At 53.0% G+C, this 22,575-nt stretch carries 17 protein-coding genes; 15 read left to right on the top strand and 2 right to left on the bottom strand.

What is annotated here, in order from left to right; all coding sequences use genetic code 11:
- Positions 1-14: 14 nt before the first annotated feature.
- From IDH45_RS27225 to IDH45_RS27215, 3 genes are all read left to right on the top strand, one after another.
- Entirely contained in the window at positions 15-1,244 is a 1,230-nt protein-coding gene (locus IDH45_RS27225) for an NAD(P)/FAD-dependent oxidoreductase (RefSeq protein WP_190931301.1), read from the top strand.
- A 201-nt stretch (positions 1,245-1,445) separates the two neighbouring features.
- A complete protein-coding gene (locus IDH45_RS27220) occupies positions 1,446-2,108 on the top strand; it encodes a response regulator transcription factor (RefSeq protein ID WP_190931300.1) in 663 nt (220 codons plus the stop codon).
- Complete coding sequence (locus tag IDH45_RS27215; protein ID WP_190931299.1) at positions 2,105-4,114, top strand: sensor histidine kinase; 2,010 nt, start codon at positions 2,105-2,107, stop codon at positions 4,112-4,114. The genes IDH45_RS27220 and IDH45_RS27215 overlap by 4 nt, the downstream gene beginning before the upstream one ends.
- A 237-nt stretch (positions 4,115-4,351) precedes the next feature.
- On the opposite strand, the gene IDH45_RS27210 is transcribed toward IDH45_RS27215, so the two are convergent.
- On the bottom strand, positions 4,352-5,164 hold the full coding sequence (locus IDH45_RS27210; RefSeq protein WP_190931298.1) for an AraC family transcriptional regulator: 813 nt from the start codon (positions 5,162-5,164) through the stop codon (positions 4,352-4,354).
- Between the two features lie 336 nt (positions 5,165-5,500).
- Between IDH45_RS27210 and IDH45_RS35120 the strand changes: the two genes are divergently transcribed.
- The 6 genes from IDH45_RS35120 to IDH45_RS27180 all read left to right on the top strand — a co-directional run bounded on the left by IDH45_RS35120 (position 5,501) and on the right by IDH45_RS27180 (position 12,690).
- Positions 5,501-6,973 carry a glycoside hydrolase family 88 protein gene (locus IDH45_RS35120; protein WP_190931297.1) on the top strand — a complete coding sequence of 491 codons (1,473 nt, stop codon included), beginning with the start codon at positions 5,501-5,503 and terminating at the stop codon, positions 6,971-6,973.
- A 93-nt stretch (positions 6,974-7,066) separates the two neighbouring features.
- Positions 7,067-8,413 carry an extracellular solute-binding protein gene (locus IDH45_RS27200; protein ID WP_190931296.1) on the top strand — a complete coding sequence of 449 codons (1,347 nt, stop codon included), beginning with the start codon at positions 7,067-7,069 and terminating at the stop codon, positions 8,411-8,413.
- A 377-nt stretch (positions 8,414-8,790) separates the two neighbouring features.
- Positions 8,791-9,765: a LacI family DNA-binding transcriptional regulator gene (locus tag IDH45_RS27195; RefSeq protein ID WP_190931295.1), complete on the top strand. Its 975-nt coding sequence runs from the start codon at positions 8,791-8,793 to the stop codon at positions 9,763-9,765.
- Positions 9,766-9,841: 76 nt separating this feature from the next.
- Positions 9,842-11,767: a hypothetical protein gene (locus tag IDH45_RS27190; protein ID WP_190931294.1), complete on the top strand. Its 1,926-nt coding sequence runs from the start codon at positions 9,842-9,844 to the stop codon at positions 11,765-11,767.
- A gap of 164 nt (positions 11,768-11,931) precedes the next feature.
- Positions 11,932-12,210 (top strand): DUF2277 domain-containing protein, encoded by a 279-nt coding sequence (locus tag IDH45_RS27185; RefSeq protein WP_190931293.1) that lies wholly within the window; start codon positions 11,932-11,934, stop codon positions 12,208-12,210.
- Positions 12,211-12,393: 183 nt separating this feature from the next.
- Complete coding sequence (locus tag IDH45_RS27180) at positions 12,394-12,690, top strand: hypothetical protein (protein WP_190931292.1); 297 nt, start codon at positions 12,394-12,396, stop codon at positions 12,688-12,690.
- 229 nt (positions 12,691-12,919) lie between these two features.
- On the opposite strand, the gene IDH45_RS27175 is transcribed toward IDH45_RS27180, so the two are convergent.
- A complete protein-coding gene (locus tag IDH45_RS27175; protein ID WP_317891299.1) occupies positions 12,920-13,354 on the bottom strand; it encodes a MarR family winged helix-turn-helix transcriptional regulator in 435 nt (144 codons plus the stop codon).
- Positions 13,355-13,522: 168 nt separating this feature from the next.
- On the opposite strand from IDH45_RS27175, the gene IDH45_RS27170 reads away from it, so the two are divergent.
- The 6 genes from IDH45_RS27170 to IDH45_RS27145 all read left to right on the top strand — a co-directional run bounded on the left by IDH45_RS27170 (position 13,523) and on the right by IDH45_RS27145 (position 22,561).
- A complete protein-coding gene (locus IDH45_RS27170; protein WP_190931291.1) occupies positions 13,523-13,978 on the top strand; it encodes a CBS domain-containing protein in 456 nt (151 codons plus the stop codon).
- A 599-nt stretch (positions 13,979-14,577) separates the two neighbouring features.
- The gene (locus IDH45_RS27165; protein WP_223836996.1) at positions 14,578-18,219 is read left to right on the top strand and encodes an Ig-like domain-containing protein; all 3,642 of its coding nucleotides are present in this window, start codon (positions 14,578-14,580) and stop codon (positions 18,217-18,219) included.
- Between the two features lie 847 nt (positions 18,220-19,066).
- The gene (locus tag IDH45_RS27160) at positions 19,067-19,999 is read left to right on the top strand and encodes a GNAT family N-acetyltransferase (protein WP_190931290.1); all 933 of its coding nucleotides are present in this window, start codon (positions 19,067-19,069) and stop codon (positions 19,997-19,999) included.
- A 22-nt stretch (positions 20,000-20,021) separates the two neighbouring features.
- Positions 20,022-21,005 carry a phosphotransferase enzyme family protein gene (locus IDH45_RS27155; RefSeq protein ID WP_190931289.1) on the top strand — a complete coding sequence of 328 codons (984 nt, stop codon included), beginning with the start codon at positions 20,022-20,024 and terminating at the stop codon, positions 21,003-21,005.
- 324 nt (positions 21,006-21,329) lie between these two features.
- Positions 21,330-21,785 carry a VOC family protein gene (locus IDH45_RS27150; protein WP_190931288.1) on the top strand — a complete coding sequence of 152 codons (456 nt, stop codon included), beginning with the start codon at positions 21,330-21,332 and terminating at the stop codon, positions 21,783-21,785.
- Positions 21,782-22,561: a DNA alkylation repair protein gene (locus tag IDH45_RS27145; protein WP_190931287.1), complete on the top strand. Its 780-nt coding sequence runs from the start codon at positions 21,782-21,784 to the stop codon at positions 22,559-22,561. The genes IDH45_RS27150 and IDH45_RS27145 overlap by 4 nt, the downstream gene beginning before the upstream one ends.
- The last annotated feature ends 14 nt before the right edge of the window (positions 22,562-22,575 follow it).

Raw genomic sequence — 22,575 nt, 5'->3', positions numbered from 1 at the left:
AGGATGTATCGTTTATGAATACCAGCTTTGATGTAATTGTCGTTGGGGCGAGAGTAGCAGGCGCTTCGCTGGCCTATGAATTGGCGAAGGCCGGATGGAAGGTGCTGCTGCTGGATAAAGCCCAGTTTCCGAGCGACACGTTGTCCACGCATAATTTTCTTAGCAATTCATTGGTCATGCTGCGGGAGATGGGAGTGCTGGACCGCCTCTTGGAGACGAACACGCCGCTTTACAGCCGGGCCGTTATCCAATTCGACGATACGGTGATCGACGGCCGGTTTCCGGAGGTCGACGGGGAAATGCAAGGCCTGTGCATACGCCGTAAGCATCTCGATACCCTTCTGCAGCAGCATGCTTTGGCACAAAACGGCGTGACGCTAATCGACGGGTTCCGCGTCACCGACGTCATCCGGGAAGGGGAAACGGTAACGGGGGTAAAGGGGGCGTCCCGCAGCGGCGAAACGGCGAGCTTCCATGCCAAGCTGGTGGTCGGGGCGGACGGCCGCTTGTCTGCGCTGCGCGGCCTTGTAAACAGTCCATGTCTCCATTCCGTACCGACGGATTTCGCTTCTTATGTCGGTTATTATGAAGGATACCGGCAGGACGGCGATATCCATGTGGAATTGTACAAAATCGGCGATAAGATGGGGATTGTGTTCCCGACGAGCGACGACCGGTATGTCGTAGGCATCATGTTTCCCTTGAACGACGCGTACTGGATGGACCGATTTCAAAGCATGCCGGATACCGCCATGCTGGAAATCGCGGAAAGCGGATTTGCCGGTTCGCCTCTCCCCGGTCGCTTGAGAAAGGCACAGCAATCCGAGAAGATCAAAGGGCTGCACGGTTACAACAATGACTGGTTCCAGGGGATGGGCAAGGGGTGGGCGCTTGTAGGCGATGCTTTATCCTTCAAGGACCCGGTCGTCGGTCAAGGGATGCCGGACGCGCTTTACGGCGCACGCACTCTGACCGGCATTTTGAGCCGGTACCGCGAATGGGACGACAACTGGGAGAGGATGGCCGCAGACTATCAACTGCAGATGGAGCATACGATGATGGCGCGCTTTCAAATGGCGTGTCAATTTACTAAAAACGTTCCGTTTACACAGGAGCAGCACATGGTCAACCGGCTGATCGCCGCAAGCCCCGAGGCGACCCGCGCGTTTTTGGGCGTGTATAACCGTGCCGTGGAGCCGCAGGAGCTCGAATCGATCCTGATGGGGATGCTTTCCGGCCAATAAGGAGAGCGAAACGTTCGTGGCTGCGCACGGAGACGAGTTACAACGACATCGCAAGCTGGAAGTAACCCCCGCGTAATCCGCGATCGGGTTTAGCTTCTGGCTTGCTTCTTTCCCCTATACGATTCAGCCGGTGTCTGCTACACTTTTTACCAATAGGGTAAGGATGCGTCGAACAAAGGAAGGGTAGAAGGTGAATACGGCATGATATCGATCCTTATAGCGGATGACCAGCGGCTGCTGCGGGAAGGACTTCAGACGATTCTTCAGGCGGAGGACGGGCTGAATATCGCAGGCCTGTGCGAAAATGGGCTGGAAGCTGTGCGAATGGCAAAGGAATGCCGGCCGGATGTAGTATTGATGGATATCAAGATGCCGCTGATGGACGGCATTGAGGCGATGAAGCAGATCAAACGCGAGCTGCCGGACACGATCGTGCTTATGTTAACTACCTTTGCGGAGGACCGGTTTATTGTCGACGCGATGGCGGGCGGAGCGGATGGCTTTCTGCTGAAAGACATGCCTTCCAGAATTATCGTGCAAACGATTCATGAAGCGAAAAACGGGAACGTCATCCTGCCCGCCCAAGTGGCGTCGAGGCTCGCCGCCAAGCTGTCGGTATTGTCGGAAGAACGGGCGGACACGCTGGACGAGGCCAAGATCAAGGAGCGCGGATATGCGTTCACGGAGCGCGAGCGGAGAATTATCGTTCTGATGATTGAGGGATATACGAATCGCCAAATTTCCTCCATGTTGTTTATGAGCGAAGGAACCGTGCGGAATTACGTCAGCGTCATCTACAATAAACTCGGGACAAGCGACCGGCAGAACGCGATTTCGATTCTGAAAGGTTTGCTGATGGAATGAACAGAGAGCGCATTTCCCTTCTCCTGTGGTGTCTCGTCTGCCTGATCGTCTTCTGCACCTTCTTGCCCGCAGTGATGCTGGAGCGGAACAGCCGGGTCGGCGAACATCGCGAGCCTTATGCCGCGCTTGTCGGGCAGTGGGAAATCGGCTTTGGTCCGGAACGTCCGGAGGACACTGTCTGGAAGCCCTTTAATGCTGATACGAGGCTTATGTTGAAGGGGTACAAAGGAACGGTTTGGCTGCAGCGCACCTTGCCCGAGCTGAACTGGCGGAATCCGTATTTATTTTTAGCCCGTTTTACCCATTTTGAAGTTATGCTGAATCAGGATTCGATCTACCGGTTTCATAAGGACAACGCGAGCGACCATATCAACGGCACGAAATTGATACATCCGGTCCAGATCAATCCGCAGGACGCAGGAAAACAGCTGCTGATCCGGACGGAATGGGAAGGCGACGCCTTGTTCGGCAACGATTGGGTATTGGCCGGCGAACCGGATCAAATATTGTATGCGCTGATCCGTTCGGAGCTGACCTTTGTGATATACGGCACTTTAAGCGTGGCTGCCGGGTTTGTCGGGCTGGCCATGTTTATTCGGCGCAAGGTGACGTTGTACGGATGGTTTGCGTTGTTCAATCTCTCCATGGGGTTATCGTTTCTGTTCTCTTGCCGGCTGATGCAATGGTTTATCGACATGGAGCATGGGTACTACTGGAATGAGCTGTTAACCCCGCTGGCGATCTGGGGCTGTATCGGGTTTTATACCAGCGCGCTTAATGCCGGCCGCCGGCCGCTGATCCTGATCGTGCATGCGATGATGGGGGTGTACGGGCTGGCGTCTGTAGCTGCTGCGATTACGCTGCCGCGGCTGTATATGGAGTACCGGATCTATGGCAACGCGACTGCAGCGGTGGCCGGCTTTATTATCGTTGCGTATGCGCTTACGCACTACAAATTATGGGCGCCGCAAGCGGCGAACGGCGACCGTGCAGCCGTCGGACGTCAGGAGCAGCTATGGCTGATGCGGGGAAATTCCACCTTTACACTATGTGCGACCAGCAGTCTAGTCCTGTATACGATGCCCGGTCTGTTAACCGAATGGCTGAGTTCGCAAACGTATTGGTACAGGATCAGTGAAGGTTTACTGCCCAATGCTTTGTTTTTATTTATCATTTGCATGTCCATGGTTATCGTCAGCAGGGTGCGCCGGGTTCATCAGGAGGCGGAGCGCAGCGCGGCGGAACTTCTCGTGAAAAACAAGGAGCTGGAGCAGTTTCACCGCAATCTGGAGCAGTTGGTCCACACGCGTACAGGCGAGCTGGAGCAGGCCAACCGCAACCTGGCGCTCACGCTTCGCGAGAAAGCCGAAACGCTCGCCGAAAAATCCGTCTTGGAAGAGCGGAATCGGATCGCTTACGAGATGCATGACGTGGTGGGACATACGCTCACGGCGGCGATCGTGCAGATCGAAGCGACGAAAACGCTGGCTGAGCGGAATGGCGGACTTCCCATGGAAAAGATGGATTTGTTAAGCGAGCTTGTCCGCAAAGGGCTGAATGATATTCGCCAGGCGGTCCGAATCATGAAAGCGGATGACGACCATCCGCCGATGTCGCTGGAGTCGTCTCTGCGGGAGCTGATCCAATATACCGAGGATACGATGGACATCCGGATTGAGACGGACATCTCGCTTCCCCCCGCTCCGGCTCTTGGCGCATTGACGGAACGAGTGCTGTATCATGCGCTTCAGGAGGGACTGACCAACAGCATTCGCCATGGCAAATGCGCTTGTGTCCGCTTTTCGATTCGAACAGCGGCGGATACGCTGCATTTTCAGCTTATTAGCGACGGGGAGCCGTTCGGGTCCGCCGTTCCCGGGTTCGGGTTAACGGCCATGATGGAACGGGTGGAATTGCTCGGAGGGGAAGTTTATATCCGTTCTTCCGCCGATGCGGATGGAACCCCGATGGGATGCGAGCTGTCCATCCGCTTGCCGCTGCATTGACCCGTCGTGGAACAAGGAGCTTGCCGCGGAATCATTCGACGGGCTTAGTTCATCATGCACATGCTGCTGCCTGGGGAGCCGCTATTCAACAGCCGCAGCATATGCGATAATCGCGGGGAATAGGAATGATTAGCACCCGTTATTTGGTGCGTTCAGCCGAGCCGGTTCGAGCTTTCTATAGCTCAAGCCGGCTTTTTTGCGTTTTTGGAGCCGCTCCCCTAACACTGGCTTATCCTTTCATCGGTTCCGGACGACGCTTTCAGCTTCCGCTTCTTTTCGCTCTTTGCGCAGCTGGGAGGGCGGATAGCCGGTTATTTTCCGGAATACGCGATTGAAGTACGTCGGATCGCAGAAACCCAAGTAATTCGATATTTCGTGGATCGTTATATCTGATTGGAGCAGCATGTCCCGCGCCACGGAAACCCGCAGTTGGTGAATGTAACCAAGGGGCGTCTGATTAAACACTTCCTTGAAGATGCGGATCACGTAGTTGGGCGACAACTGGACAAGCTCGCACAGCTGTTCGAGCCGGATTTCTTCCTTGAAATGCTGCTGGATATGTTTTTCAATTTGGCGGGCAAGTTTTAATTTGGAAGAAGCGATGTTTTTTCGGTCCAATTCCTGGAGCATGGAGCCGAGTATTTCCGAGATGAGCCCGTGGCAGACGAATTCATGGTAGGCGCTTTTGTCTATCCACGCCTGATGCAGAGCATGGAATCGCTGGCGAAAATATTCGGCCCGGTTTGTTTTGTAGATAACGTATCCTTTCTCGGAACCGTGAGGGGCCGATAGCTGCCTGGAGGACTCGTCAAGCTGGAAATGAGCTACATATTTCTGATGCGGAGGGAACGGACCGTTAGTGCCGGACCGATACGGTCCCGGGCGAACGAACAAGATGTCTCCCTTGGTAAGCTCGGTGTTGAAGTCGTCCAGTTCAAACTGAAACGTTCCCTGCACGACAAAAATGATCACATGCCGCATCGATTTGATTCTGGATCTTCGCCAGTTCGGAATATGGTCATCGAATATTACATTTTCCAGTCGAAGCATGCGCATGTCCTCCCGGTTGGCTGATTGAAAATTTTCCTACTATTGATGAGCTTACAGGCGCAGCCGGTCAAAAGCAATCGGTTTTACCTATTTTTAATAGTGATATCGTTAAGGTATTAACATATTTTTAATGGAGTTTCGAACGGAAATCTCTACAATGGAAAGAAAGCCGGGATGGTGAGAGACGTTGTCTTACCGTATATATTCCAGATCATCGGCTCACTTATTAGAGGAGGGACGCTTTTCATAGGGGATCGGGGTTATTCATAAGTGGAAAATGTATTTACAAATTGTTAAGTTATATTCGTGCGGTCTTATACCATTGGAGGTCAAGCGGTGTTCAATTATGAAACTCCTGTGTACTATTCGGCGAATCTGACCGGCACTCATGCGGCCGGAGCGTGGCCAGAGGGCAAAAGGCTGCCTCGCGGCTGGAGCGTTGTCGAGCTCAGCGCCGGATCGGAGCTATATCTGGAATGGAAGAGGCAGGTGACGATCGTCAATTCGCCTTGCCCGGGAGAGGGCCGGCTGCGGATTACCGCTGCGCTGGATTACCGGTCGGCGTGCAAGGTAGACGTGCTGCTCGGGGTGTCGGGCGAGAAGCTCGGCAGTCTCGATATTCGTTATGCGTACACGTTCCAGCCGTTCGAGCTTATCCTGGACGGGGAGCGGACGGCGGCGGCATTTCGGGAAGGCGTCGTTCTGAGAATGGAAGGCGATGGCCAGCCTTTATGGATATTCGATGAGCTGCAGGGCGATGACACGCGCCGGTTATTTGTCCCCCATCTGCTCGTTGGGGGCGGGGAGCCGCGGACCGGGGCGTTTGTGAACAGCTTCGCCTCGCTGTCCTCCCTGCAGCCTTTCGGCTGGCTGGAAGGCTGCGTGCTGGATGGACTATACGCGCTGCGTCCTTCTGTCGGAGCGGACCGGATCGATCCGGCTATCGGGATGCATCTTCGGCAATATGTGAGCGAGGACGGAAGTCTCCGGTATGAAGACTTGCACGGTCAGCCGGCGGACGACAAGCTGACCACGATCGAAGCGACTTTGCCGCTTGCGGTTATCGCCAAGCTTCATCCCGATCACCCGCTGATTTCGCGGACTCTCTCGTTCTGGGAGGCCCGGCTTCAGGTGGGAGGCGGTGCGATTGTCGACGGAGATACGATTACCGCGGAAGGCGTGTATACGGTCGCATACCCGATGGCCGTCGTTGCGGCGAAGCTGGAGCGGGCGGCTTTGGCGGAACGGGCGATCGGCGAGGTGATGATACGCCGCGACGCGCTGGCCCGGGGCACTCATCTGTTCCTTAGGTACAATCGGAAGACGGGCGCTTACGTGTTCCGCAACTGGTCGCGGGCGTATGCCTGGTATATGCTCGGCATGACGCGAACGTGGCACGAGTTGAAATCTTCCGCTTTCGGCCAGCTCCCAGCCATGAACGAACTGGAGCGGGAGATTCGCAGGATTGCGGATGTCGCTCTGCAATGGGTGCAGCCGGAAGGCGTTTGGACTTCGTTTCTCGACGATTCGGATACCGGTATCGAAACGTCGGGTTCGGCCGGGATTGCCGCTGCTCTTGCGCTCGGAGCGAGGGAAGGGCTGCTGGAACGGCGGCATTACGAAGCGGCGGAGAAAGCGCTCGCGGAAATCCAGTCGTACCTGACGCCGGACGGGATTTTATCGGGCGTTACCCAGCATAATGCGGGCGGCATCGAGCTGCAAACTTGCGGATACCGCGTCTTGTCGCAGATGGGGATGGGGCTGCTGGCACAGCTGTATGCGTCTTTGGATGTAAGGAAGCCCGAATAAAAGTTAAGGGGAAAGCCAGAATCCGCTAAACGTGTGTGTAAGTAGGAAAGCGCTTCACTATAGCTTTGCCATTATCGTAACGGAGGGATCGTTTTGAGGAAATATCGGGCAGGTATAAGTATGGTATGCGCAGCCATGCTCACCATAGGGGCGGCAGGCTGCAGCGGCGGCGGGGACAGTCGGGAGGGCGAGCGGGTCGGCTCGGAGACGGCCGGGAAACAGGCGGAGGCGAAGCCGCCGGAGCCGATCGAAATTGTTTTGTATGGCGGGCAATCGAACTGGACTCCAGAGATGTTCGACGCTCTCTACGGGAACGCGATCAAGAAGAAATTCCCGCATATTACGCCCAAGCTCATCCCGAACAGCAGCGTGCCGCTCGACCAGTTGATCACGGCCGGAACACCGTTCGACCTGATGCTCGTCACCCCGTCCGGCACGCGCCGGATGGTGCTGGATTACAATCTGGAGACCGATCTGACGGAGATGATTCAGACGAGCAAATTTGATTTGAACCGGTTCGACAAGACGATTATCGATATCCAGCGCGATATCGCCAAGGGAGGTTTGTACGGACTGCCGGCCTTTACCCAGTTCCAGGTGCTGTTCTACAATCGGACGCTTTTCGACAAATTCGGCGTCGCTTATCCGAAAGCGGGCATGACTTACGATGAACTGTACGATACGTCGGTAAAACTGAGCCGGCTCGAAGGCGGCATCAAATATTACGGGCTCGGCACCAATATATTGTGGCAGTATCGTACGAGTCAGCTTCCTGTAGAGCTGGTCAATCCGAAGACGAACAAATCCGTTTTCGACGACAAAGTGAAGACGATCTTTGACAACTGGGTGCGATTCTTCACCGTACCGGGATTCGAAGCGACGGATAGGATGGCGAAAGGTTCGGATCTGGAAAATATGTTTTTCAAGGATCAGACGTTGGCGATGTATCCCCACTATACGAATGTCGCCCGGCGGCTGCCCGATACGGAAGTGCTGAACTGGGACGTCGCGCCGATGCCTTCTTATAAAGAAGCGCCGGGCATAGCGTCTTCGGTCGATCCGTACTATCTGTACGTCATGTCCACGAGTAAGCATAAGCAGGCCGCCTTTGAGGTCGCTGCCTACCTTACCTCGCAGGAGGTTCAGATCGAGCTGGCGAAGGAAGGGTTTACGCCGGCGATTAATACGCCGGAAGTTCAAGCGGCGTTCGGACAAAATAATAAAAACTACAAAGGGAAAAATATCGCTGCCTTCTTCCCCGATAAGTTTGCGGCCGCGCCTCCCTTCTCGCCGTATTACGCGATCGCCGATACGAGCATTCAAGCCGTATTTGCCGAAGTGGTCACAGGAAAAAAAGATGTCAACACAGCGTTGCGTGAAGCCGAGGCGACATCGAACAAGCGCATCGAGGAGCAGATCGCCACTACCGGGACGAAGTGACCAGCAAGGAGCGGCACACAACGCTAACCTTCCGAATGCTAAGCAGGCAAACTATTTGTCTTCCAGGTTTCAGTATGGAGAAACGGCTTGTATGGAAAGCGGCGATCATCGAACGGCCACGCAAGTTGCACCAATGCAGGGAGAGTCAGTCTTAAAGTCAGGTCCTATCATGTTCGGGTAACAGATGGGGTAAATAGGAGTGGAGAAAGGACCGGAGATCCGCTGTGCGATTTCCGGCTCTTTGGCGTGCGGACACAAACGAGCGAGTACTTACGCGTTTAATTAATTTATTATACTCTCATTGAAATTCGCTATTTACTGATACTTACACGTTTAATATAATGAGCATATAACGGATTAGGAGTGAAGAGACAGAGATGGTTACGATCAAGGATATAGCAAAAGCGGCTGGCGTTTCCCATGTAACCGTTTCCAACGCGCTGAATAACGAAAAGGGGGTAAGTGAAAAGACCAAACAAAAGATTCTCGCGATTGCCGCCCAAATGAACTACAAGCCCAACCTTGCCGCCAAACGACTTGTCGATCGAAAGACGCGCCACGTCGGTCTGATTTGGCCGTCCATCAAAGGACAGTTTTTTTATCACCTCAGCATGGAGCTTCATGCGGAAGGGCTTAAGCGCGATTTCAATGTGATCATCTCGATGAACGAGCCTGCAGCGGCCTTAAGCGTGTTTAATCAGGTTTTCGCGGATAACGTTATATTTTGGTGCCATTCCACTTGGGAACCAACCAGCGAATTTTTGACAGAAAAGGAGGCTTTCCAAGGCAAACTGCTGCTGATCGGCGGCAAAAAAATGGACGGCGCTCTGACGATCTCGATCAACCGGAGAAAGGGCATCTATGAGGCGGTCAGCTTTCTTGCCGGGCAAGGCCATAGACGAATCGCTTACGCGGGCGGATACAACGATAAGCTGGAAGGCTTTATGCAGGCCGGCGACGAGCGCGGGCTCGACTTTCGCCGCGAGTATCTCGTGCACCCGAACGACGAACATTTTGAAGCCAAAATGAGAAGCATGCTTGAACATGAACAAAAGCCTACCGCACTCGTAGCCGATTCACACGCGGTGTATTTAAAGGTGGATCACGTTCTGCGAAAAAACGGGGTGCGCGTTCCCGACGATTTATCGATCATCGTGTACGACGATATCCCCGAGTTGGAAGCGCTTCCCGTCCCGATCACGACCGTCGGACCTTCGGCAAGCGAGATTGCGGCCAAAGCGTTCGATATGCTGACCGGGATCGTGAAGCCTGCCGACGAATCCGATTCGTTTGACCTGATGATAGAGACGGTTCTGACCGTGCGTCAATCGGTAAAGCCGGCGGCGCCTTGACTCGTAACACGGAATGGTTGCCCGTGCTATGGAGCAGGAGCGCTTCCCGGACGATTACACAGAAGGAGCGATTCGAATGTCCGAACAAAAGATGAGCCGCAGATCGATTCTGACGGCGCTTGGTGTCGCAGGCGCTGCGCTTGCGACGGGGTCATTTATCCAAGTCACCTCCGCTCAGCAAGGAACGGTTACGGGGCATATGTACGGAGGCGGGCCGGGAGGTTTGCCCGAGATGTTGAAGAAGCGGGTGCTGGCGCTGGACAGCATAGCCGACTTGAACGGTTATGAAGGCGAGTATGCGGGACGGCAGGTGCATCTGATCGGCTATATGCCGGGCACGGATACGGGAGGCGGCATCTATTACTGGGACGCGGATTGTCCGAAATTCGCTCATAACGGAGGGACGATCGTCAGTCCTACCGTGCCATTCGATAGGAACAATCTGGCCGGATTTTTGCAGCGTGCCGGCGAAACGGACCCTTCCGGTCTCGGATGCTGGATGGCGATCGGCCTGCTGGTTGATGTCAATACGGTTTCTGCTCTGGTTGCGGGAGGGCGCAGAGAAACGTTTCACTTTGAAGGAGAAACGTCGATATCCGCTGAAATTTTCGCCAAATCGTCGCTCTACGCCTGGAATGCGGAGATTGTGCAGACGGCTGTCGACCATTCGATCGTTTATTTTACCGGCGTACCGGGACCGAGCTACAAGGATGTCGTCGGCTTCAGGCTCGCTCAGCCGGATTCGAGCAGTCCCGGGGGAGGGACGGCCAATAATCACGCTTCGATCAAGTTCGGCGGCGGGGAATTCAACAGGGTGATGCTTAATAAGGTGGATACGGCCGCACTCGGGATCTCTTTCGGTTACGGAAGCATTCATCTGCCGCGCCGTCGCCACGAGTACGGAGTCGCCGCCTTCAACAGCTTCCGTAATATCGAGAAGATGGCGATCGAGAATATCGGGGCGTCGTACTCGATGATCGTCGGCAATGGAGTTGACGGAATTCGCGGCAACAGCCATGGGATTCGTCTGAGCGGATACGGCAAGCCGACGGACGCTGCCGATGCCGAATGCGAAGGCGTTGTCGGGGCTGCCAACGTCATCCGGGGCATGCAAACCGGCGTTTCGATGCAAAATACGGCCAAAGGATTTAATCTGTCGGCCTTGTATATGGAAAATGTCGGGTATGCGGTACATGCGATCAAGGGCACGTCACAGGCGAACAATCCGACGCTCGGCCGCGTCGATTTCTCGTCCAAAAACGTAGGCCGGGGCATTTGGTCGCAGGGAGCAAGCTATACAACTTACGACTTCACGATAAACGGCACCTCCGAGGGGGCAGGAGTCGAAGAACTGACGGAATCGTCCGCCGAAGGCCACAACGTGTACCGCGGAGTGATGAGAAGAACGGCGGGCACCGGAGCGATGATCCGGTACAGCTATCAAGTAATCGATTTACTGATCGACAGCCCGGCACAGAGCGGCTGCGTTCTCTCGGGCGGCTTTTGCCGGGGCAGCGTCACGGTTACCGGAGCGGGGAGCAACGGAGTCGCCGTGTACGGGTCGAACAACAAGTTGGAAGTCGTTGCCGCCAATTGCGCCGGCTACGAGCTGCTGATCGCCGGAAACCGCAATGTCATGGACGTTAACATCGACGGTGACGTACTCCTCACAGGGAGCGACAACCAGCTTCGCGGCTTCATAAGCGGTACAATCACGGTTCAAGGTCAAGGCAACGATATTACCGGAGTACAAGGTTATACGGCGAGAGGCAGGTATGCCGGTACGACGAATGCTGCCGGAGAAGTAGCGATCCCGCTCGGCCTGAGAGCCTACTCCAAAGGCTTTAGCGTAACGGCGACGGTGGAGGATGCTGCTGAAAACGGTTCGTGCCGGCTTGTCTCGCTGGATTCTTCCGGCGTGGCGACATTCGCTGTGTTTGCTAATCACGTCCCTGTTGCGTCCAGCGGTATCGTTATTCATTGGCAAGCGCAGGCTCTCTAATACGGGAGGCGGGGAGACGGATAGAGAGCTTCGCTGTTCGCAGTTGCAGAAGAATAGTAATCGATATCTGTTGAGCAGATTGCTATAAGTAAATACCGCTGGAATGGAAGTGAAGACCGGTATATAGTACAATGGCAGTAAAACGGCTGTCCAAAGGAGTAGCTATGTGCCGAAATATAAAAACGTTGCATAATTTCGATCCTCCTGCGACCGACGAGGAGATCCAAGCGGCCGCGCTGCAATTCGTCCGAAAGCTGTCCGGATTCAATACGCCGTCCAAGGCGAATCAGGCGGCGTTTGAAGAAGCGATCCAAGAGGTAACGGAAGCAGCCCGCAAGCTGCTCGGATCGCTGGTAACGAATGCGGAGCCCCGCAACCGCGAGATCGAGATCGAACGCGCCCGGGCCCGAAATGCCAAGCGGTTCGGCACCGCCGACGAGTAGTATATAGCGCCTTGTGAGAAAAGCCCTTACCGGGCTTTTTTCAATAGAACCGAACCTTTAAGTTCTTCACCGTGCTAAAGCGACCAGGGGGTTCTTCCCTTGACAAGTCAGCAGGTGTTTTTTCGGCGTTATATAATGTAGAAGGCGGCATATTCAAGGAAATCGGGAAAGGGGGGAGGAGAATTGCCAAAATGGGGTTCGTTTGTGCTGGAAATGATTCGGCTCGTCATTTTGCTTATATTGAGCCTGCTGGTGCTTGGCGGGATCGAACGAGCCGTATACGAAGCCGTATTCGGTAACCCCGTCTACCATTGGACGATGACGGCTGGCAATCTGCTTTTGTTCCTGGTATTGTACCGGAACTACTTTCAGTTCAAAGGCTGGTTCAAATCGGAGCACAACAAAAAATTGAACAAAATCACGACACGAGGCTTGGTTACGGTTTCCGCCGTACTGCTGCTGCTGCCGATCTGGCTGTAGACCATTCCATAATCCGGACATTAGCGCTATCCGGGCACCCCATCGAATCATCTTAGTATGAAGCGATCGGGTGTTTTTGTCGTTTCCGGAAATGAGCTGCATCTTGCATCCGATAGAACCCAAAAAGCTTTGGAATGAAATCACTGATCCCTCCGATTACATAAGATATACCAATGTTTCGTATGAGGAACGCTCGGAAGCGTAAGGACTTAAGTCCGATCCGCTCCCGCTAATCGAATGTGCGGTTGAATTTCGCCAGCAGCTGGCCGAATATCAGCCGGTCCTCGGCGGACCAGCTTTTCAGCAGCTCCGCTACGCGCTCTTGTCTGGCTTGTTTATTTTCGTTCAGCGCCGCCGCACCGTGCTCCGTAATATGCAGCGAATAGGATCGTCCGTCGACGGGATCGGGAATCCGGTACACGTAACCTTTCTGTTCCAGCGCCGCCGTCTGACGGCTTACGGTAGAGACATCCAGATGAAATTCGTCTGCGAGCGTTTTGACGCTGGCGGAGCCATGCGAAGAGATTTGGTGCAGCAGCAAATAGGCGGAGCGATCCAAGCTCCCGATTTTTTTATAGGTGGTGAACGAAGAGATACGGCGTATCAAGATCGACAATTCCACCTCGATGATTTGCAACGCTTGCTCGTTCATCTTTTCTTCCAAGTAAAAACCGCCTCCTTACAAGAATCCGGTAACGCTTGTCCCATCATACCATAGGAACAAACGGGGTGTGATTGACAACTTGACAAGTGGTTGTATAATACAATTATATAGATAGTTTCATTATACAACTTGTTTGCATGAAAAGGAATCGTGAAGCGGGGGGCGCGAATGCAAGCGAGAGATATTATGATCAGCCCGGTGTACAAAGTGAAGGAATACGACACGGTCCGTGCGGTCATCGAGAAATTTATCGATCACCGGATCAGCGGACTGCCCGTTATCAACGACCGGAATGAAATTAAGGGTTACGTAAGCGACGGTGATATTATGCGTTATATCGGTAAACACGACGATATGATTATTAGCAGTCTGACGTTTACGGCCGTCGTCAAGGGAGACGAGGAGGCGTACGACGAGCGGGTGCGCAAGCTGATGAAGATAAACGTGATGGAGATCGCCAAGAAAAAACCGGTGACTGTTCCTTGGGACGAGGAAGTCGAAAATATAGCGGCTATACTGGGCCGGAAACAAATCAAGAAAGTACCCGTCGAACGGAATGGAGTGCTTGTCGGCATTATCAGCCGCGGCGATATTATCCGCCACTCCTTTAAGTATTTTATGTAAGACCGCTTTGGCCAAACGAATCGGAGGAATGGCTGGAAGAGTTTTTCCTCGTCTGGAAGGCATTGTTCGCCATAAACATTTTGTGCAGACAATTTCGAAATGGACAAGAAATCAAGTCCATACCGGGCTAGCGATAAGACTTTGTCAGCGATCGTGGAACAAGACGGGAAAGCCGCATGAATTAGCGGCTTTTTATTTTTTGCCAAAACAGTTAAGGCGGTCCGTCAATCTTGGGGGCATAAGTAACAATCATTTGAATCAGAGCGACCCATCAGGATCTATTTTGTAAAAATGCTGCAGATACAAAAGTTAACAAACAGGGTTGCCAAGGAGATTAAAGAATACGTATAATGTACTTAAGTCATATGAATTAATCCTGAATATGTATGAAGAAAGGAAATCGTATTCGTATTTAGTAATCGATTTCTAAAGAATCGGATTTCGGGTTCCAGATGCGGAGGTGATCACGGACGTTCATAGCGTTGCACACGGAACGTACGGCGCAAACGGCAAAACTTTGTTCAGCTAGGGTAAGCTTACAGCAGGAGAGGACAGTATGGGACAAAACCGATATCCGATAAGCAGGGAGGATATGTGAAATGAGAACGATGAAAAAACGCATCGGGTTATCCGCGCTACTGCTGGCTGCAATCGGCGCAACGTGTATTTGGCCGGATTCTAATGAAACCGCTTACGCGAGCGGCCCGATACCGGCTTTTCCCGGAGCCGAAGGCTTCGGCATGTACGCGACCGGGGGACGCGGGGGAGACGTGTACGAGGTGACGAACTTGAATGATAGCGGTCCCGGCTCGTTCCGCGACGCAGTCAGTCAGGGCAACCGCACGATTGTGTTCCGCGTAGGCGGCACGATCGAGCTGAACTCGCCGCTTATTATTACCAGCTCCAATTTGACGATTGCCGGCCAGACTGCACCCGGAGACGGGATTGCCGTGATCGGCCGCCCTGTGCAGCTGTCCAATACCGACAACGTCATTATGCGACATATGCGCTTCAGACTCGGCGACCGGAACAATTTGGAAGCGGATACGTTTTACATGGGCAACAGCACGAACATTATTATCGATCATTGCTCGTTTTTGTGGGGGGTGGATGAAGTCTTTTCCGCCTATCCGAATGAAAGCGTTACCGTGCAATGGTCGGTCATCGGAGAAGCGCTGAATACGTCGGCTCACTCCAAGGGCAGCCACGGCTTTGGCGGCATATGGGGCAGCGGGACAAGCTATCATCATAATCTGATTACGCACAACAGCGACCGCAATCCGCGGTTTATGACGTACATGGAGCCTCCATACCCGAGTGACCGTCTGATCGACCTGCGCAACAACGTTATTTACGATTGGGGATCGGTTACGAGCCATAGCGGGCAGGGCCTTGATTTTAATATGGTGAACAATTACTACAAGTGGGGTCCGTCAACCCAGACAGCGCGTAAAAATATGATTTTTACCGGAGGAGAAAATTCGACCGCCCATATTAGCGGAAATTACATGGACGGTTCGGCAGCCGTAACGGCGGACAATATGCTGGGCGTGATCAATCCCGGCGCAACCGTAACGTTTTCGCCCGCCGAGGTGCCGCGTTCTTCGGCGTACCCGACGACCTCGGTCACAACGCATACCGCTGAGCAGGCTTATGAACTTGTGCTGGCCGATGCCGGCGCAACCTTACCGAAGCGGGATTCCGCAGACGCTCGTGTGATGGCCCAAGTACAAGAGCGCACGGGCCGGATTATCGATTCTCAGCGCGAAGTCGGCGGCTATGCGGCGATGCAGGGCGGGACGGCTCCGCTGGACAGCGATCACGACGGCATGCCGGACGCGTGGGAATTGCTACATGGTCTGGACCCAAATCATCCGTCCGACCGCAACGGCGATATGAATAACGACGGGTATACGAATTTGGAGCAGTATTTGAACGGCATCGTGGGCAATGGCTCGAACAACCCGCAGGTGAGCATTGTAAGCCCGGGTCTCGATTCGTTCCATACGGCCGGTGGCAGCATGACGATTCAAGCTTCGGCCAGCGATAACGACGGCACGATTGCAAAGGTACAGTTTTTTGCTGGCGATGTGCTGCTGGGCGAGGCGCTCAGCACGCCGTACACGTACACGTGGAGTTCGCTTCCAGAAGGGACCTACAGCATCACGGCCAGAGCGATCGACGACACTGGGACGTCGACGAGCACACCAGCGCGACCGGTCTACATTCATAATACCGGTTCGATTTCGCCGTGGAGCTCGGCGGACGTCGGGACGCCCGATCTGGCCGGACACGCAGATTTGACAAACGGCGTATACACGGTTAAAAGCGGAGGAGCGATCCGCGGCACCGCCGATGCGTTTCACTACATGTACCGGCCGCTTTCCGGCAACGGGGAAGTTATCGTTCGCGTGGACGAGATTACCCGCACGAACCAGCAAGCCAAAGCCGGCATTATGCTGCGGCAAACATTGGCCTCCGATTCGCGCATGGTCATGCTCGCGCTTGATCTGAACGCGCAAAAGTTCGATCCCGCCCTGCTGAGACGCAGCGGCACAGGTAACACGATTCAGACAACAACGTATGAGGCGGGCGTACCGCTCTCCCACTGGCTTAAGCTGCTTCGTTACGGCGAACGGGTCATTGTTTCTCATTCGCAGGACGGCTTGTACTGGACGAAACTGGGTGAAACGACGTTCCCGAGCGGAGCCGCCTATATCGGTCTTGCAGCCGATCCGGGCCAAGAACCGACTTTGCGACTACGGTACAATACATCGCGCTTTTCCCATGTGGTCTTCAACGAAATCCCTCCGCTGCCGGAAGCGCCGCACGGGCTGACAGCGTCTCGCTCAGCAAGCGATGTACGGCTGAACTGGGAGCCGGTGAGCGGGGCGGACTCGTACACTGTCAAACGCAGCTTGACCAGCGGCGGACCCTACCGTACTGTCGGTTCTTCGGTTTACGGTTATTTTGTGGACAACAGTATGGAGGCAGGAACGAACTATTTTTATGTTGTGCATGCAGTGAATACGTACGGTGAAAGCTTCGACTATTCCGAGGAAGCAAGCGGAGCACTGCTCGGGACGAATCCGCTCACTGCGCTGACAGCGGAAGACTTCGAGACCGCAACCCTCGGCTCGCGCGTGCCGCCGCGTATTGTAGCTACTCCTGGCAATGAAACGAATTATGCGATCGTATCGGCTGTGCCGCCGGGCTCGACTGGAAATGGGTCGTCACTTGCTGTGGAGCTGTCCGATTCCTCCACGGCTCAGACAGTGGCCAGTGTGGCGATTCCGCCGCAGTCCGGTCTATTTGCAGCCGAAGCGGACTTCATGCTGCCGCAGAGTGTCACGCCGATCCGGGCCTTCAAGGTGATGAACGGCAATCGCGCCCATGTAGAGATTCTGGTATATAACGGCGTCGGCTGCCCGACTGTACCATGTTTCTCGTATCGTTCCGCGGCTGGCTATACTGCGCTGCCTGCGAACAACAGCTTCTCACCGAATACGTGGTACAACATTCGAGCAGAAGTAGACGTCCCGAATGAAACCGCGTCCATATCCATCAACGGTCAGCTGGCGGGAACGATTCCGTTCTTTTACGGCTCGGGCTGGACCGTTCCGGCTTCCATGAACGCAATCGGCACGCAAACGGCTTCGACCGCGCAGACCAGTGTATTTTGGGACAATATGCGGATAGGCGTCTATGGTTTGCCCGCAGCCGCTGCGCTGACTGGCAGCGGCGATCATGGCACGGCGGAGCTGAGCTGGACGGCAGTCGACGGAGCGGAGTCTTATCATGTGTACCGGATGGATACGGGACTGAACCGCTATGTGCGCATTGCCGGAGGGGTGACGCAAACGACGTTCACGGACGAGGATGTATCCGGGGGGGCTGAGTACGTATATGTCGTCGCCGCCGTACGGGCTCTGACCGGGGAAGGGGAATACTCGGCTCCGGTGGAAGTTACGGTTGCCGGGGCGACCGTACAGTCGGTCACGTCGATGTTAACCGGCTACCGCACGTCAGGAGTAATGGACGAAGCGTTGTACCGCCAACTGGATAACAGCTTACGGCAGGCGGAACACCATCATGGAATAGGAAACAGCAAGCAAGCCGCCCATTTTATACAAAAAATGATGGATGATCTGGATTCGTTTCGCCAGAGCGGCGACTCGGCAGAAGCTGCATCCGAGTTGATGATGGCTGCGATCGCAGACATTCAGCATCAATGGTACTAGACAGGGAAAGCCGCGTGAAATCGCGGCTTTTCTGGACATATAAGTATTAAAATTTCGTGGGTAGAAAGGGTTCATTATCTGCCAGGAAGTTTAAGTTCTTTACCGTGCTAAAATGAAGGGAAGGGGTTTCCTTCCTTGGCGTTAGAGAACGTATACTTAGGTCCGATAACTAACGAATAGGATCACGCTTATTACTGAAAAAAGACGTTATTTCAGACGTAACGAATCTGGGGATCGTTATTGAACCGAAAGTGGAAAAAAACGATCTGATTTGCGGAAATAACCATACTAGAGTTCGTTACTAATTCAAACGCCTGCATTCGGCTCTGATAACGGTTGCTGGGTTCGTTAGCGATACCTCCGCAAAAAGACAACACGACTGAGGGCGAGCGGCTGGAGCGAAGGAAGGTGGTAACCATTCCTTTTCACGCGTTAGCGTATGGGTTTGTACGTCAAAGGACCGTCCGGATGCTTTTTCCGGACGGTTTTTCTTAAAAACGGGGGCATTAGGACCGATAACATCCGTTTATATTAGAGATCCGGATGGAAATCTGATAGAGATTTCCAATTACAACTCAACGACTGAGCAGCCTTAGTTCAACTCTACCTGAAGTGAAGGAAGGATATGGAGGCCGCCTAAGTAAGAGTGATTGACTTGTCGACGGTATGCCCGTTTATCCCGGCGATCCGGAGGTAAAAGTCAGGGTAGTATAGTATTCTTGATTTGTGAAGGAGCTCGTACGCACGGCTCCTTTTCTTTTGCTCAGTTGACGGGCATAACAATGCAGGAAAATATTACTAAATGGTGAATTAATAAGTCTTAGTTGAAGGGGAGGGGGATACGGGCATGTCAACTATTGTTCGGGAATTTCGCGAACAGGATTTTGACCAAGTTTTAATTATCAGCGATTCTGTATTTGCCAAAAAGACAGGTTCCTTTTCATTGGTTCCTAGTTTATTGGATAACCGTATGCTCAGAAAGTACGTTGTATCGAACGAAAATGGACGAGTTATTGGGTACGGTTTACTATGGGAACAAAGGAAATCGCCGTATTTAATCCTCAAGGTTGAAACCTTATTTCATCCCGAATATGAAGTTGCGGAGATGATATTTGATCAACTCATCAAGGATATTCAAATCATTGGACCTTATGCCATTCAAGCCAGAACGTTTCATGATCAAACTCGCTTATTGCAGTTTTACAAAAAATATGGATTTCTAGAAAATCATAGATTGATGCATGAATATTTACCTTTAATAGATGCAGATCTTGCTCCGATGGCCGTAACTGAAAATAAACTGAACGCGAAAGGTATTATCATTACAACCTTAGCTGGAGAAATCGTTTCCGATGCAAATTCTTTTTCGAAATTGCAGGCATTGAACCATTCGACTTGGGGCGATTATCCTTCAGAGCCGCTTTTGCCTCCATCCTCTCCTAATGATCAAATGTTGACTCACAAAGATAATATTCCAGAGGCTTACTTTATTGCGAGGATGGGACAATTATATATCGGACATAGTCATTTGATGAAAATGCCTTCCGATCCCATAAATTTAATACAGGGTTTAACTGCAACATTGAAAGAATTTCGCGGGGAAGGGGTAGCAACGGCCTTAAAAATGAAAGGGATTGAATATGCAAAGAACAACGGATATCAAGGTATATATACGTCCTCTCGTGATACCAATGCGCCGATGCAAGCGGTAAATAGAAAATTAGGTTGGCGACAAAATTACATTGAAGTGAGATTAGAAAAAAAACTGAAATCCGATTAAAGCCACTTGGGAGCGTGAATGCATGGAAGTGTTTCCTGTAACCCATTCGATCTTATCTGAGCGTGCACTCGCGAATGAGATATTGCCTTTTTACTTTACAGATACTTTCATAGATTGCCGACTGTTAGTGCGGGGAATGAACGATTCTTATCTCGTACGAGCTAAAGGAGTAGAATATATCCTTCGAGCTTATCGACATGGTCACCGCACGTTGTCGGATATTCAACATGAATTAGATCTTCTGCAGCATCTCCATCTACGAGGAGTACGGGTGGCCTACCCTGTTGATCGAAGAGACGGCGAATTCGTTACGGAAGTATTGGCGCCAGAGGGCACTCGATATGTTGCAGTATTTACTTATGCCCCCGGCACGCTTTGGCCGCTTTCGCCAGACATAGCCGCTGTGTATGGGCAAGCGGCCGCACGGCTCCACCAAGGCATGGAGTTGTTCATATCGAATCATCAACGGTACTCAATCGATATCCGGCATTTGCTGGACGACCGAGTGCCACGGATCCTGCCTTTGCTCGCTCATCGTCCAAATGACCAATATTTTGTGAGCCGCTTGTGGCGCTTGTTGCAAAAAGAAATAAGCATTATGGCTCCCGACCTGAAGCGAGGATTGTGTCACGGCGATCTAAACGGCGGTAACTGCCATATGGATGATGAGAGGAGGGTTACGTTTTTTGATTTTGATTGTGAGGGATTCGGATGGGCCGCATATGATGTGGCAGTGTTCAATTGGTCTGTTCGTGATATGCCAAATCGCGAGTTTGCACTTCAGCTATGGCAGGCGTATATTGGCGCTTATCAAAATGAGATGCCTTTATCGGATGCTGATATCGCTTCAATTCCTTATTTTGTAGCGGCTCGACAGCTATGGCTTGTTGGCCTCCATTGCCAGCATGCCGATGAGTGGACTTACGGAAATCTCAATGATGCCTATTTTGATCGAAGATTGAGAATCCTCTACGAACTTGTCAGAGAAGAAAATTGGGAATTATAGTTTTAGAGGTTGTTCAAAAAATCCACTTTTGATCACGATGCAGATCAGGAAGGCCTACCCGACATCGAATATCGATTTCAGCCGGAACTTCCGGTGCTCACGTAGATGCCCCTACGCTCCGCTCCTGCCGCGGTTGTTAGGCAGGAGCGTCTGATTACGAGGTCCGATTGCCAGACGTAAGCAAGCTCGCATCCAATCGCACCGTCGAAATCGTATTCGAAGCGAGCGTCAAGTAAACGAGGGATTTATTTTTATAATCATTTACATACATACAGTACGTATGATAAAGTAAACACATACAAACCATTCAAGGAGGAAACTGGTATGCATGCATCAAGCTTTTATCCGGTTATTATGACGACTCGGATCGCGGAGAGCGCGACCTTTTACACCCGGTATTTCGGTTTCGAGGTTGTGTTCGAAGCGGATTGGTATGTGAGCTTGAAATTGACGCGCGGCGCTGTGCCGTTCGAATTGGCTTTGCTGGACCCGACCCATCCGACGATTCCCGCGGCATATCGGAAGCCGGTGCAGGGGATGATCCTCAATTTCGAGGTTGACGATGTCGATGAGCAGTATGAGCGGCTGATCCGCCAGGAGAAGCTTCCGCTGCAGCTCGATATCCGCGACGAGGAGTTCGGACAGCGCCACTTTATAACAAGCGATCCGAGCGGCGTGCTGATTGATGTGATCAAGATCATTCCGCCCACGGAGGCGCACAGCGGCCAATATGCAGAAAAAGTATGGTCGGGCGATCCGGAGAGCGGCGGAAGCGCATGAGCGGTACGCAGCCATTGAAGTTATACTTTGGAGCCGAACTGGCGCAGCGTTTATCGGATTTGATTAAGCCCCATTATGCGGAATTTCCGGTCCGTCCGTTCGTGGATTCTGTAGCCGGCTTAGTCGGTCCGCTTGAGCTGAAAGGGAGAGTTGCGGTCATTGCCGACGGCTTGAAGATGGCATTGCCCGATGATTATACGGAGAGTATCGGAATATTGATGCGCATCCTGGGGCCGGAAAACGAGACGGACGAGGGGATGTTTACGAACGGGTATTTCCTGATGCCGCTCGCTTATTTTGTAGAAAAGTACGGTTTGGACCACTTCCAGCTCTCGATGCGGGCGCTCAGCGAAATTACGAAGCGGCATACAGCGGAGTATGCCATACGGCCCTATCTGGATGTATACTTGGAAGAGAGTATCGGGCAACTTAGCAGTTGGTCGCAGGATGCGAACTTTCACGTCCGCCGTCTGGTCAGCGAAGGAACCCGGCCGCGGCTTCCTTGGGCGAAGCGGATCGGCGCGCTGCGGGGAGATCCGGCTTGTAATCTGACTCTCCTGGAGCCGCTGCTTCACGATCCGGCGCCTTACGTCCGCAAGTCGGTCGCCAACCACCTGAACGATCTGACGAAAGATTACAAGGACGTTGTGCTGGAGTGGCTGCGGAAGCATAGAGCCGATGGCAGGGACTCCTACAGATGGGTGGTCCGCCATTCGCTGAGATCGCTTGTGAAATCCGAAGACCGGGACGCGCTGCGGCTGTTGAACGAACTGTAAACTACAGCGGAACA

Source organism: Paenibacillus oceani, assembly GCF_014705615.1.
GTDB classification, from domain to species: domain Bacteria; phylum Bacillota; class Bacilli; order Paenibacillales; family NBRC-103111; genus Paenibacillus_AB; species Paenibacillus_AB oceani.
Note: the sequence above shows the minus strand (reverse complement) of the source record. Positions and strands in the feature narration are given on the sequence as shown.